Source organism: Streptomyces sp. AMJ-169 (assembly GCF_055597585.1).
Window position 1 is genome coordinate 76,938 of the sequence record NZ_JBVLTJ010000020.1, and the last position, 12,642, is coordinate 89,579.

General features: G+C 72.4%; 13 protein-coding genes and 1 pseudogene. 11 read left to right on the plus strand and 3 right to left on the minus strand.

What is annotated here, in order from left to right:
- Positions 1–9 precede the first annotated feature (9 nt).
- The 4 genes from ACYUD3_RS34775 to ACYUD3_RS34790 are packed head-to-tail and all read left to right on the plus strand — an operon-like array spanning position 10 to position 2,998.
- On the plus strand, positions 10–1,044 hold the full coding sequence (locus ACYUD3_RS34775; RefSeq protein ID WP_470979163.1) for an FAD:protein FMN transferase: 1,035 nt from the start codon (positions 10–12) through the stop codon (positions 1,042–1,044).
- Positions 1,041–1,619: a ferric reductase-like transmembrane domain-containing protein gene (locus tag ACYUD3_RS34780; RefSeq protein ID WP_470979165.1), complete on the plus strand. Its 579-nt coding sequence runs from the start codon at positions 1,041–1,043 to the stop codon at positions 1,617–1,619. The genes ACYUD3_RS34775 and ACYUD3_RS34780 overlap by 4 nt, the downstream gene beginning before the upstream one ends.
- On the plus strand, positions 1,616–2,803 hold the full coding sequence (locus ACYUD3_RS34785; protein WP_470979167.1) for an NADH-ubiquinone oxidoreductase-F iron-sulfur binding region domain-containing protein: 1,188 nt from the start codon (positions 1,616–1,618) through the stop codon (positions 2,801–2,803). The genes ACYUD3_RS34780 and ACYUD3_RS34785 overlap by 4 nt, the downstream gene beginning before the upstream one ends.
- A gap of 3 nt (positions 2,804–2,806) precedes the next feature.
- Entirely contained in the window at positions 2,807–2,998 is a 192-nt protein-coding gene (locus ACYUD3_RS34790; protein ID WP_470979170.1) for a ferredoxin, read from the plus strand.
- A 204-nt stretch (positions 2,999–3,202) separates the two neighbouring features.
- On the opposite strand, the gene ACYUD3_RS34795 is transcribed toward ACYUD3_RS34790, so the two are convergent.
- From ACYUD3_RS34795 to ACYUD3_RS34805, 3 genes and pseudogenes are all read right to left on the minus strand, one after another.
- Positions 3,203–4,135, minus strand: coding sequence for an aminoglycoside phosphotransferase family protein (locus ACYUD3_RS34795; RefSeq protein ID WP_470979173.1), 933 nt, complete (start codon positions 4,133–4,135; stop codon positions 3,203–3,205).
- Between the two features lie 137 nt (positions 4,136–4,272).
- Positions 4,273–4,767 (minus strand): annotated as a pseudogene (locus tag ACYUD3_RS34800) (ferritin-like domain-containing protein); the annotation flags it as partial.
- Positions 4,764–5,285, minus strand: a complete 522-nt coding sequence (locus ACYUD3_RS34805; protein WP_470979175.1) for a hypothetical protein — start codon at positions 5,283–5,285, stop codon at positions 4,764–4,766. The gene ACYUD3_RS34805 and the pseudogene ACYUD3_RS34800, both read right to left, overlap by 4 nt.
- Positions 5,286–5,520: 235 nt before the next feature.
- Between ACYUD3_RS34805 and rimP the strand changes: the two genes are divergently transcribed.
- The 7 genes from rimP (at position 5,521) to truB (ending at position 12,539) form a co-directional block, all read left to right on the plus strand.
- Complete coding sequence (gene rimP / locus ACYUD3_RS34810) at positions 5,521–6,030, plus strand: ribosome maturation factor RimP (protein ID WP_470979178.1); 510 nt, start codon at positions 5,521–5,523, stop codon at positions 6,028–6,030.
- Between the two features lie 2 nt (positions 6,031–6,032).
- Positions 6,033–7,019 (plus strand): transcription termination factor NusA, encoded by a 987-nt coding sequence (nusA, locus tag ACYUD3_RS34815; RefSeq protein ID WP_470979181.1) that lies wholly within the window; start codon positions 6,033–6,035, stop codon positions 7,017–7,019.
- Positions 7,020–7,120: 101 nt separating this feature from the next.
- Complete coding sequence (locus tag ACYUD3_RS34820; RefSeq protein WP_470979184.1) at positions 7,121–7,417, plus strand: YlxR family protein; 297 nt, start codon at positions 7,121–7,123, stop codon at positions 7,415–7,417.
- A gap of 148 nt (positions 7,418–7,565) precedes the next feature.
- Entirely contained in the window at positions 7,566–10,655 is a 3,090-nt protein-coding gene (gene infB / locus ACYUD3_RS34825; RefSeq protein WP_470979187.1) for a translation initiation factor IF-2, read from the plus strand.
- 204 nt (positions 10,656–10,859) lie between these two features.
- Positions 10,860–11,153 carry a DUF503 domain-containing protein gene (locus tag ACYUD3_RS34830; RefSeq protein WP_470979190.1) on the plus strand — a complete coding sequence of 98 codons (294 nt, stop codon included), beginning with the start codon at positions 10,860–10,862 and terminating at the stop codon, positions 11,151–11,153.
- A 37-nt stretch (positions 11,154–11,190) separates the two neighbouring features.
- A complete protein-coding gene (gene rbfA / locus ACYUD3_RS34835; protein ID WP_470979193.1) occupies positions 11,191–11,637 on the plus strand; it encodes a 30S ribosome-binding factor RbfA in 447 nt (148 codons plus the stop codon).
- Complete coding sequence (gene truB / locus ACYUD3_RS34840) at positions 11,634–12,539, plus strand: tRNA pseudouridine(55) synthase TruB (RefSeq protein ID WP_470979196.1); 906 nt, start codon at positions 11,634–11,636, stop codon at positions 12,537–12,539. The genes rbfA and truB overlap by 4 nt, the downstream gene beginning before the upstream one ends.
- The last annotated feature ends 103 nt before the right edge of the window (positions 12,540–12,642 follow it).

Consider the following 12,642-nt stretch of genomic DNA (forward strand, 5'->3'; position numbering starts at 1 on the left):
AGCGTCGTGATGACCTCCTCCGCCCGCACGGCCGCCGCCGAATGGCGCGCCCTCGGCACCACGGTCCGCCTGGTCGTCACCGACCCCACCCTCCTCGCCCCCTGCAACCTCCTCCTCGCCCGCCACCTGGCCGAGGTCGACGCCGCGTGCAGCCGCTTCCGCCCCGACTCCGAACTCAGGTCCCTGGACGCCACGGCAGGCCGCCCGGTGCGGGTGAGCCCCCTCCTCGCGGAAGCGCTGGCGGTGGCCCTGGAGGCGGCCCGGACGACGGACGGCGCGGTGGACCCCACGGTCGGCTCGGCGATGCAATCCCTGGGCTACGACCGCGACTTCACCCTCGTCCAGCAGGACGACCGCCCGGTCCTCCTCACCCTCCGCCGCACCCCCGGCTGGCGCACGGTCCGCCTCGACGGCGAAACGGTCGGTGTCCCCAAGGGAGTCCGCCTCGACCTGGGTGCCACGGCGAAGGCCTGGGCCGCCGACAAGGCCGCCAACCTCCTTGCGGAGACGGCCGGTTGCGGAGTCCTGGTGAGCCTGGGCGGCGACACGGCGGTGGCCGGCGAACCTCCGGCGGGCGGCTGGCAGATCAGGGTCCAGGACATCACGGGCCCCCTGGAATCCCTCCCGCAGGAGGGCACGTACGACACGGTGTCCCTCCACTCCGGCGCCCTGGCCACTTCCGGCACGACAGCCCGCAGTTGGCGGCGCGGCCCCCACACCCTCCACCACATCATCGACCCCCACACCGGCCTCCCGGCCCGCACCCCGTGGCGCACGGTCTCGGTGGCGGCACAGACCTGCGCGACAGCGAACACGGCGAGCACGGCGGCGCTGGTGAAGGGGGAGGGGGCAGAGGGGTGGCTGGCCCAACGGGGGCTGCCGGCAAGGCTGGTGAGGCACGACGGGGCTGTCATGACGACCCCCGGCTGGCCAATCTCAGCCCGTCCGGCGATTGAGGACAAGGCCCGTTCAGGGCCGGAGCGGGGGTCTGGGGGCGCAGCCCCCAGGGGCGCCGCAACTCCCCACCGGGAGACAGCCGCGTGACCTCCGAAACCCTCTGGTACGCCAACCGGGCCACCGGCGCCGTCTGCCTGATCCTCTTCACGGTCGTCGTCCTCCTCGGCGTGGCCGTCCGCCTGAGGACCCGCCTGCCCGGCCTCCCCCGCTTCGGCACGCTCACCCTCCACCGCACCCTCTCCCTCTCCGCGACCGCCTTCCTGGCCCTGCACATCACCACGGCGATCGCCGACAGCTACGTCGACATCACCCTCACCGACGCCCTGATCCCCTTCCTCTCCGACTACCAGCCCCTCTGGCTGGGCCTCGGCACGGTCGCCCTCGACCTCCTCCTGGCCGTCCTGATCACCAGCCTCCTGCGCGAACGCATAGGCCACCGCACCTGGCGGGCGGTGCACTGGCTGGCGTACGCGTCCTGGCCGGTCGCCCTGATCCACGGCCTCGGCATCGGCACGGACACCGGCGCCGACTGGATGACCTGGCTGACGCTGACCTGCACGGCGACAGTGACCGCCGCCTTCACGGCCCGCACGCTCCACGCCGCCCGCGCCGCCCGCCGCACCCCCGAAGCCCTCCTCACCGCAGCAGGAGCCCGCCCATGACCGCCACCTTCCCCGACCTCCACATGTCCCCCCGCCTCCTGGCCCCCGGCAACACCCCGGCCGACCTCCCCACCCACACCCAGCGCTACGGCCCGATGGGCTACGACGACCCCGAGCACGTCCTCAGAACGGTCGCCGAATCAGGCCTCACCGGCAGGGGAGGGGCGGCGTTCCCGACGTACCGCAAACTCGTCGCGGTGGCCGAACATGGCCGCAGAACGGGCCGCGCCCCCGTGGTGATAGCGAACGGCGCCGAGGGCGAACCGGCGAGCCGCAAGGACAGGACCCTCCTCCAGCTGTCCCCCCATCTCGTCCTGGACGGCCTCCAGTTGGCGGCCCACGTGACCGGCGCGGGCGAGGTGTACCTGGCGGTGGAGGACGGCGCGACCTGGCTGGAGTCGGCCCTGTCCCAGCGCCGCGACCCCCGCGAGGTGAAGGTCGTACGGCTCCCCAAGTCCTTCCTCTCCGGACAGACTTCGGCGCTGGCGCGGTACGTCGGCGGCGGTCCCGCGACCCCGGCCCACCAGGACCCGCCGGTCCGTGAACGCGGCGTCCACAAGGCCCCGACCCTCGTCCAGAACGTCGAGACCCTGGCCCATCTGGCGCTGGTCGCCCGCTACGGCGCCGACTGGTACCGCACCGCGGGCACCCCGGCCCAGCCCGGCAGCGTCCTGCTCACCCTCCACACCCCCGGCGGCGAACCGAGGGTCGTGGAAGCCCCGTACGGCATGCCGATCGGCCGCCTGCTGCCCCTGCACGGCATCTCGGCGGTCCTGGTCGGCGGCTACCACGGCACCTGGATCCCCGCCCAGGAGGCGGCCCAAGTCCCGCTGAACGCCGACTACTTGGGCGCCGGCGTCCTGAAACCCCTCCCGGTGACGGCCTGCGGGGTGAAGGAGACGGCCCAGATCCTCCGCTACCTGGCCCTCCAGTCGGCAGGCCAGTGCGGCCCCTGTCTGAACGGCCTTCCCCGCATGGCCACGGCGTTCGCCACCTTGGCAACTCCGGGCCCACAAGGCACGGCCCGTACGGACATCTCCCGCTGGGCGGGCCTGGTGGAGGGAAGAGGAGCCTGCCACCACCCCGACGGAACGGTCCGCCTGGTCCGCAGCGCATTGACGACATTCGCCCACGAGATCACCGCGCACGCGCGGGGGTACTGCACGGCTGGGGAGGGGTGCTGAGAGATGGAGATAGGGATCGACTGGACGATGTGCGGGGGCCATGGCCTGTGCGCCGAACTCCTGCCGGAGCATGTGGAGTTGGATGAGTGGGGGTATCCGGTGGTGGGTGGGGGCGAGCTGGAGGAGGGGGCGAGGAGGAGGGCGAGAAGAGCGGAGAGGGACTGCCCGGCGCTGGCGCTGAAACTGAGGGGCTGACAGGAGCTTGGGGCGCAGCTTGAACAGGGGGCAGGCTGCCTGCTTTTAAGGGGCGCGGCTGAGGGCTTCCTGGCGAACTTGCGCGCGAGCAACGGACCTAGGGGCGCGGGGCTGCATCTGATATGCGGCTACCGCCGCGTGGGCGCGAACAACCACAACGCACCCGCAGCCCGAACACAACAGAACCCCCCGAGCCGACCCGCCCTAAACCCACCCGGCAAACTCAAGCAACAGCTCCGCATCCCGAACCCGCCCCACCCTCCGCGCCCGCACCCCGGACTCCACCGCCCGGAACAACACCCACCCCCGCAACCTCTCCTGATCCACCTCCAACGACTCCGCCAACTTCTTCACCCGCCGCCGAGCAACAGCGGCCCCACTCGGCGAAGCAATAAGATCCTCCACCCGATCCCGCACCAGCCGAGCCAGATCGAACGCACACTCACCCACCACCGGATCAGGCCCCACCGCAAGCCACGGCGCCCGCTCCCCCGCCAGCACCTTGCTCTGCCGGAACGTCCCATGCAGCAACCGCACTTCAGCCGCGGACCCCACCAACTCCGCCCGCACCCGAAGCGCCGCGTCGACAAGCACCCCCACCTCCCCATCAGCCCCGGCGGCCATCGCCGAGGCCTGCCGCCCGGTCCGCTCGGCGACACTCTCGAACACCGACTCGTACCCGGCGGGCGGCTCCACCCACAGCCGCCGCAACGCCCCCGCCGCCTCCAGCAACGCCTTCGCCTCCGGCAACGACCGCACGGAGACATCAGGATGGAGCCGCTCCAGCAGCAACACCCCTTCCCCGGCGCCCTCTTGAAGGACTTGCACGGCCCCCAGCCCACCCCAGTGCACCAGCGCCGCCCGCTCGGCGGCGGGCCGGAACCGGGCGGGCGCGAGCTTGAGCACGGCGGGAGACCCGTCGCCCCGCCGCACGAGCACGACAAGACTGCTGCGCCCACCGGGCACTTGCACCCGCTCGACACTCAACTCACCGGCGGCGACCGCCTCTTGCAGCACGGAAGGCAGCGACGACAGCCAGCCGCCCCCATCAGGATCGGCCTCCCCGAGCGCCCGCACCAACCGCTGCGGCACCTCGAACTCCCCACCGTCCCCCCGCTGCACGCCCTCGGACCTCACGAGGAAGAGGAGGAAGAGGAGGCCGCCGAAGAACCACCGGAACCCGCCGAAGAACCCCCCGAACCCGCCGGCGAACCACCGGCACCCGCCGAAGAGCCGTCGGCCGAAGAACCCTCGGCACCCGAGGAAGAACCCCCGGCCGAAGAACCACCCGCACTAGAGGAAGAGCCCCCAGCCGAAGAACTCCCCACACCCGCCCCACCCCGCTCGGCCAGCCCCGGAAACGCGACCGTCCCCCCGCTCCACCGCACGGCCCGCACCGCCGCCTCCCGCAGCGCCCCCGCCGCATCCTGCCGCCGCGCCCCCGAAGCGGCCCGCACCAGATCCGAGTACACCCCGGCGACCCGGTCCTCCAACTCCGCGGCGAGCCGCACCGCGTCGGCGGAGTTCACGACCTCGAACGGCAACGCGTAAGCGGCCCCGGCGGCGACGGGCTCACCCCCCAACTCCCTTACGCTGCGCGCCAACGAGTCCCGCCGCGCCCGGTGCGCGTCCCACGCCTCCCGGGCCTCGTTCCGCCGGGCGGCGGCGACGCGCCCCCCGACGACCCCGTACCCGTACACGGCCGCGTGCTCGGCGGCCAACGCGGCCTGCACAGCGGTCAGTTCAGCGGTCGGCTCGGCGTCACTCATCGGGCGGCCCCCTCGGTCAGCACATACGCGTGCGCGGCCCCGGCGGCGGCGACCGACGCCAGCAGCCGGGCCAGCTCTCCCGGCACCTCCACCAGCTCCCCGGCCCGCCGATCAGCCAACGCCCGCTCGGCGGCGGCGAGTTCGGAGAGCGCGGTCTTGTCGTCGACGGCAGGAACACTGGGGGAGGGCACAGCAGAAGCCGCCGAACCAGAGGCCGCAGATCGAGACGGCGCCGCCGACTCCGTACCCCCCGCAGCACTCCCCCCGAACGCCTCCACATGCCGGACCACCTCCCCCCGCAACGGCGCCAGCAACCCCACCAGCCCCGGATGAACGGCGAGGACGGCGTCGTACCGGTCCACCAGACCCTGACTGTCCGTCACGGCCCGCGCCCGTACCCGCTTCACCGCCGATTCGCCGCCCGAAGCGCTCTCCCCGGCCCCCCCGGACGAGCAGCCGGCCGCGCCGAGGAGGGCCAGCGAGGCGAGAAGGCTTCTGCGGCGGAGCCCCGAGGGCACACGCGGCGGGGGATACGGCACGGCAGACGTCCTCGGCACGGTCGTAGGGACAGGGAGCGGGGCGAGCGGAAGGGGCGGACCCGCAGGTGATCACGGTACCCGCGGGTGCGGCGTACGTCGGTCAGGGGCGCCGTCCGCCAAGCGGGTGGACGGCAACACCACCCGCGACCGGATACCCTTTGACCGGACACGCGACCCATTCCACAACAGCACACGCGGCCGAGGAGTCACCCGGATGAGCACCACCCAGAGCGAGAGGCTGCGAGAGCTCCTGGAACCGCTCGTCACCTCACAGGGGCTCGACCTCGAAGAGATCGCGGTGGAGACGGTGGGCCGCAAGCGCGTGCTGCGGGTGGTCGTCGACTCGGACGCCGGGGCCGACCTGGACGCCGTCGCCGATGTGAGCCGCGCGCTCTCGGCGAAGCTCGACGAGACCAACGCGATGGGCGAGGACGCGTACGACCTGGAGGTCGGCACCCCCGGCGCGGAACGGCTGCTCAAGGAGCACCGGCACTATGAGCGCGCCACGGGCCGGCTGGTGAAGTTCCAGCTCACCGAGGGCGGCGACGTCACCGCCCGGATCCTCGGCGTGGACGAGGAGGGCCTCGACCTGGAGGTGCCCGGCGTGAAGGGGCGCAAGCCCACCGCCCGCAGGCTCGCCTTCAGCGACATCGACAAGGCCCGCGTCCAGGTCGAGTTCAACCGCAAGGACCAGAGCGAGAACGAGAAGGAAGAGGAGGCGTAGCCGTGGACATCGACATGAGTGCCCTGCGGGGCTTGGTACGGGAGAAGGAGATCTCCTTCGACCTGCTGGTCGAGGCGATCGAGTCGGCCCTCCTCATCGCCTACCACCGCACCGAGGGAAGCCGCCGCCGCGCGCGCGTCAAGCTCGACCGGGAGACCGGGCATGTGACCGTGTGGGCGAAGGAGGACCCCGAGGACCTGGAGGAGGGGCAGGAGCCGCGCGAGTTCGACGACACCCCGTCGGACTTCGGCCGGATCGCCGCCACCACCGCCAAGCAGGTGATCCTCCAGCGGCTGCGCGACGCGGAGGACGACGCGACGCTCGGCGAGTACGCCGGCCGCGAGGGCGACATCGTCACGGGCGTCGTCCAGCAGGGCCGCGACCCGAAGAACGTCCTCGTCGACATCGGCAAGCTGGAGGCCATCCTGCCGGTGCAGGAGCAGGTCCCCGGCGAGACCTACCCGCACGGCATGCGGCTGCGCAGTTACGTCGTCCGCGTCGCCAAGGGCGTCCGCGGCCCCTCGGTCACCCTGTCCCGTACGCACCCCAACCTGGTGAAGAAGCTCTTCGCGCTGGAGGTGCCGGAGATCGCGGACGGTTCGGTCGAGATCGCGGCGATCGCCCGCGAGGCCGGCCACCGCACGAAGATCGCCGTCCGCTCCACCCGCAGCGGGCTCAACGCCAAGGGCGCCTGCATCGGGCCGATGGGCGGCCGGGTGCGCAATGTGATGGGCGAGCTGAACGGCGAGAAGATCGACATCGTCGACTGGTCGGACGACCCGGCGGAGCTGGTGGCGCACGCGCTGTCGCCGGCCCGGGTGTCCAACGTCGAGATCGTCGACCTCCAGGCCCGCTCCGCGCGCGTCACCGTGCCCGACTACCAGCTGTCGCTGGCGATCGGCAAGGAGGGGCAGAACGCCCGTCTCGCCGCCCGCCTCACCGGCTGGCGCATCGACATCCGGCCCGACACCGAGCAGACCGGGGAATAGATCTCGGCCGGTAGTGGGTTGGATCACGTCAGTTATATCGCGGCGCGTGTTCGAGTCCTGACCCAAAGGGGTGAGACCGTCGCGGGGAGGTAGACTTAACAGTGTCTGGCCGGACGCACGCCCGAGCATGCCCTGAGCGCACCTGTGTGGGCTGCCGGGAGCGGGCGGCCAAGACGGGACTGCTGCGCATCGTGGCGGTCGGGGACGAATGCGTACCCGATCCTCGCGGTACGCTGCCCGGCCGGGGTGCGTACGTGCATCCCGTCCCGCTCTGTCTCGACCAGGCGGTGCGCCGCCGGGCGTTCACACGGGCGCTGCGCGCCCAGGGAGCGCTCGACATAAAGGCGTTGCGCCAATACGTCGAGCAGACGACCGTTGCCGACGAGGCAGCACAGTAAGGAATGGTCGCGCGGAGCCTCCGTGCGGCCAGGTACCCCGCGAGTTGGAAGTAGGTCGAGATTGCGATGAGCACTCGATGAGCACGCGATGAGTACGCCCATGAAGTAGCGACGGTCCGGCCGCAAACCCGGACCTCAAAGGAGCGAAGTGGCTAAGGTCCGGGTATACGAACTCGCCAAGGAGTTCGGTGTGGAGAGCAAGGTCGTCATGGCCAAGCTCCAGGAACTCGGTGAATTCGTCCGATCGGCGTCCTCGACGATCGAGGCCCCCGTTGTACGCAAGCTGACAGACGCCTTCCAGGGCGGCGGCAAGCCCGCCCCCCGCAAGGCGGCCCCCAAGCCCGGCGCGCCCTCTCCGGCGACGTCGGCACGTCCGGCTCCGCCGAAGCCGGCCGCCCCCAAGCCCGCCGCGGCGCCGGCCCCCGCGGCCCCCGCCCCGGTGACGCCCGCCCCCGCGGCGGCCCCCGCCCCGGCGGCCACGGCCCCCTCGGGTCCGCGTCCGGGCCCCAAGCCCGCGCCGCGTCCGGCCCCGTCCGTCCCGGAGTTCACCGCTCCGCCGTCGGCCCCGGCCCCGCAGCAGCCCGCCGCCCAGGCCCCGCGCCCGGGTGGCCCGCGTCCCGGCCCGGCGGCCCCCAAGCCCAGCGGCGCCCGCCCCGGCGGTCCCGGCCAGGGCCAGCGCCCGTCCGGTGACCGTCCCGAGCGCGGCGAGCGTGGTCCGCGTCCCGGTGGCGCCCCCGGTCAGCGTCCGGGCGGCCGTCCGGCCGGTCCGCGTCCGGGCAACAACCCCTTCACCTCCGGCGGCAACGCCGGCATGGGTGCCCCCCGTCCGCAGGGCCCGCGGCCCGGCGGTCCCGGTGGCGCGCCCGGCGCGGGTCCGCGTCCCCAGGCGCCCGGTGGCGCCCAGGGCGGTCCCCGTCCGCAGGCTCCCGGCGGCCCCCGTCCCTCGCCGGCGGGCATGCCCCGTCCGCAGGGTGCGGGCCCCGGCGGTCCGCGTCCCGGCGGTCCCCGTCCCAACCCCGGCATGATGCCGCAGCGTCCGGCTGCCGGCCCGCGTCCCGGCGGCGGCCCCGGCGGCCGTGGTCCGGGCACCGGCGGTGCCGGTCGTCCCGGCGGTCCCGGTCGTCCCGGTGGCGGCGGCGGCTTCGCCCGTCCCGGCGGCGGTGCCGGTGGCGGCGCGCGTCCCGGCGGCGGTGGCTTCGGCGCCCGTCCCGGTGGCGGCGGCTTCGGCGGCGGCCCCGGCGCTGGTGCCGGTGGCGGCGGTGGCCGTCCCGGCTTCGGCGGTCGTCCCGGCGGCCCCGGTGGCCGTGGTGGCACGCAGGGCGCCTTCGGCCGTCCCGGCGGGCCCGCCCGTCGTGGCCGCAAGTCGAAGCGGCAGCGGCGCCAGGAGTACGAGGCCATGCAGGCCCCGAGCGTCGGCGGCGTGATGCTGCCGCGCGGCAACGGCGAGACCATCCGTCTCTCCCGCGGCGCGTCGCTCACCGACTTCGCGGAGAAGATCAACGCCAACCCGGCGTCCCTCGTCGCGGTCATGATGAACCTCGGCGAGATGGTCACCGCCACCCAGTCCGTCTCCGACGAGACGCTGGAGCTCCTGGCCGGCGAGATGAACTACACGGTTCAGATCGTCAGCCCGGAGGAGGAGGACCGCGAGCTCCTGGGCTCCTTCGACATCGAGTTCGGCGAGGACGAGGGCGACGAGGACGACCTGGTCGTCCGCCCGCCGGTCGTCACCGTCATGGGTCACGTCGACCACGGCAAGACGCGTCTTCTCGACGCGATCCGCAAGACGAACGTCATCGCGGGCGAGGCCGGCGGCATCACCCAGCACATCGGTGCCTACCAGGTCGCGACCGAGGTCAACGGCGAGGACCGCGCGATCACCTTCATCGACACCCCGGGTCACGAGGCGTTCACCGCCATGCGTGCCCGTGGTGCCCGCTCGACGGACATCGCGATCCTGGTCGTCGCGGCCAACGACGGCGTCATGCCGCAGACGGTCGAGGCGCTCAACCACGCCAAGGCGGCCGACGTCCCGATCGTCGTCGCGGTCAACAAGATCGACGTCGAGGGCGCCGACCCGACCAAGGTCCGCGGCCAGCTCACCGAGTACGGCCTCGTCGCCGAGGAGTACGGCGGCGACACGATGTTCGTCGACATCTCCGCCAAGCAGGGTCTGCACATCGACTCCCTGCTGGAGGCCGTCGTCCTCACCGCCGACGCCTCGCTCGACCTGCGGGCCAACCCGAACCAGGACGCGCAGGGCATCTCCATCGAGTCCCGCCTCGACCGCGGTCGAGGCGCCGTCTCCACGGTCCTCGTCCAGCGAGGCACCCTGCGGGTCGGCGACACGATGGTCGTCGGCGACGCGTACGGCCGCGTCCGGGCGATGCTCGACGACAACGGCAACAACGTGACGGAAGCCGGCCCCTCGACCCCGGTCCAGGTGCTCGGTCTCACCAACGTCCCCGGCGCGGGCGACAACTTCCTCGTCGTCGACGAGGACCGCACCGCCCGCCAGATCGCCGAGAAGCGCGCCGCCCGCGAGCGCAACGCCGCGTTCGCCAAGCGCGTGCGCCGCGTCTCCCTCGAGGACCTCGACAAGGTGCTCAAGGCCGGCGAGATCCAGCAGCTCAACCTCATCATCAAGGGTGACGCTTCTGGTTCCGTCGAGGCGCTGGAGTCCTCGCTGCTCCAGCTGGACGTCGGCGAAGAGGTCGACATCCGCGTCCTGCACCGCGGCGTCGGTGCGGTCACGGAGTCCGACATCGACCTGGCCATGGGCTCCGACGCCATCGTCATCGGCTTCAACGTCCGCGCGGCCGGCCGCGCGGCGCAGATGGCCGAGCGCGAAGGCGTGGACGTCCGGTACTACTCGGTCATCTACCAGGCGATCGAGGAGATCGAGGCGGCCCTCAAGGGCATGCTCAAGCCCGAGTACGAGGAGGTCGAGCTCGGCACGGCGGAGATCCGCGAGGTCTTCAAGTCGTCCAAGCTCGGCAACATCGCCGGTGTCCTCATCCGCTCCGGCGAGGTCAAGCGCAACACCAAGGCGCGCCTCGTCCGCGACGGCAAGGTCATCGCCGAGAACCTCAACATCGAGGGTCTGCGCCGCTTCAAGGACGACGTCACCGAGATCCGCGAAGGCTTCGAGGGCGGTATCAACCTCGGCAACTTCAACGACATCAAGGTCGACGACGTCATCGCGACGTACGAGATGCGCGAGAAGCCGCGCGCATAGCATTCGCCGCCGGCCCTGAGGGGCCGTGACCTCAAGCGCCGGACGGGCTGAAAGGCTCGCCCGGCGCTTGAGGGTTGCCCGCGCTCCACGGAGCGTAATATCCGTCGATCTGTCCGGCCGGATCGATGTACCGTTCTTGATGCCCCCCTCCCCGCCCGGCGGACGGGGTCACCGAGCCCGTACCGGCGGGTCAACCGGCTGTACATGTACGTGGGGACGCTGTCCTTCGACCTGCTTCTCGGCGATGTCCATTCGCTGAAGGAGAAGCGCTCCGTCGTCCGCCCGATCGTCGCCGAGCTCCAGCGCAAGTTCGCGGTGAGCGCGGCCGAGGTGGACCATATGGAGCTCCACCGGCGGGCCGGTATCGGGCTCGCCCTGGTGTCCGGCGACACGGCCCACCTCAGCGACGTGCTCGACCGGTGCGAACGGCTGGTCGCCGGCCGCCCGGAGGTGGAGCTGCTGTCCGTACGGCGGCGGCTGCACGGCGACGACGACTGACCCAAGAACCAAGACAGGAAAGACGGGAGACGGACCAGTGGCCGACAACGCGCGCGCCAAAAGGCTTGCGGACCTCATCCGAGAGGTGGTGGCCCAGAAGCTCCAGCGCGGGATCAAGGACCCGAGGCTCGGTACGCACGTCACCATCACGGACGCCAGAGTCACCGGCGACCTGCGGGAGGCGACCGTCTTCTACACGGTGTACGGCGGCGACGAGGAGCGCGCCGAGGCGGCGGCCGGACTGGAGAGCGCCAAGGGCATCCTGCGCTCCGAGGTGGGCCGCGCGGCCGGGACGAAGTTCACCCCGACCCTGACCTTCGTCGCGGACGCCCTCCCCGACAACGCCCGCACCATCGAAGACCTCCTCGACAAGGCGCGGCTGTCCGACGAGAAGGTCCGCGAGGCCTCCGCCGGCGCCGACTACGCGGGCGGCGCCGACCCGTACAAGAAGCCTGACGACGAGACGGACAGCGCCGCCGAATGAACCGCCCCACCCCTCCGCCCGACGGCCTCGTCATCGTCGACAAGCCGTCGGGCTTCACCTCGCACGACGTGGTCGCCAAGATGCGCGGCATCGCCCGCACCCGCCGCGTCGGCCACGCCGGCACCCTCGACCCCATGGCCACCGGCGTCCTCGTCCTCGGCGTCGAGAAGGCCACCAAGCTCCTCGGCCACCTCGCCCTCACCGAGAAGGAGTACCTGGGCACCATCCGCCTGGGCCAGTCCACGGTGACCGACGACGCCGAGGGCGACATCACGTCCGCCAAGGACGCCTCCGCGATCACCCGCGAACAGGTCACCGAGGGCGTCGCCAAGCTCACCGGCGACATCATGCAGGTCCCCTCCAAGGTCAGCGCCATCAAGATCGACGGCGTCCGCTCCTACAAGCGGGCCCGCGAGGGCGAGGACTTCGAGATCCCGGCCCGCCCGGTGCGCATCTCGTCGTTCACCGTGTACGACGTCCGCGACGCCGTCGCCGAGGACGCCACCCCCGTGCTCGACCTCGTCGTCTCGGTCGTCTGCTCCTCCGGCACCTACATCCGGGCCCTCGCCCGCGACCTCGGCGCCGACCTCGGCGTCGGCGGCCACCTCACGGCCCTGCGCCGCACCCGGGTCGGCCCGTACAAGCTCGACACGGCCCGCACGCTGGACCAGCTCCAGGAGGAGCTGACGGTCATGCCGGTCGCGGACGCGGCGGCGGCGGCCTTCCCGCGCTGGGACGTCGACGTCAAGCGCGCGCGGCTGCTGCTGAACGGGGTCCGGCTGGACATGCCCGAGGTGTACGCGGGCGCCGGAGCGGTGGCGGTGTTCGATCCGCAGGGCCGCTTCCTGGCGCTGGTGGAGGAGCAGAAGGGGAAGGCGAAGAGCCTCGCGGTCTTCGCGTAAGGCCGCTCGGAGAGCTTTCGGGGAAGCCGGCCGGCCGGCTTCCCCGAAAGCTTTCTCCATGGAGCGATCCCCCTGCTGTTCACCCGTCCGGGCGGGCGCTCGG

Bases quoted from the DNA above. Each gene is read 5' to 3' on its own strand.
- ACYUD3_RS34830 (WP_470979190.1), top strand. From the start codon at position 10,860: ATGTACGTGGGGACGCTGTCCTTCGACCTGCTTCTCGGCGATGTCCAT.
- truB (WP_470979196.1), top strand. From the start codon at position 11,634: ATGAACCGCCCCACCCCTCCGCCCGACGGCCTCGTCATCGTCGACAAG.
- ACYUD3_RS34790 (WP_470979170.1), top strand. From the start codon at position 2,807: ATGGAGATAGGGATCGACTGGACGATGTGCGGGGGCCATGGCCTGTGC.
- ACYUD3_RS34785 (WP_470979167.1), top strand. From the start codon at position 1,616: ATGACCGCCACCTTCCCCGACCTCCACATGTCCCCCCGCCTCCTGGCC.
- rimP (WP_470979178.1), top strand. From the start codon at position 5,521: ATGAGCACCACCCAGAGCGAGAGGCTGCGAGAGCTCCTGGAACCGCTC.
- ACYUD3_RS34775 (WP_470979163.1), top strand. From the start codon at position 10: ATGACCTCCTCCGCCCGCACGGCCGCCGCCGAATGGCGCGCCCTCGGC.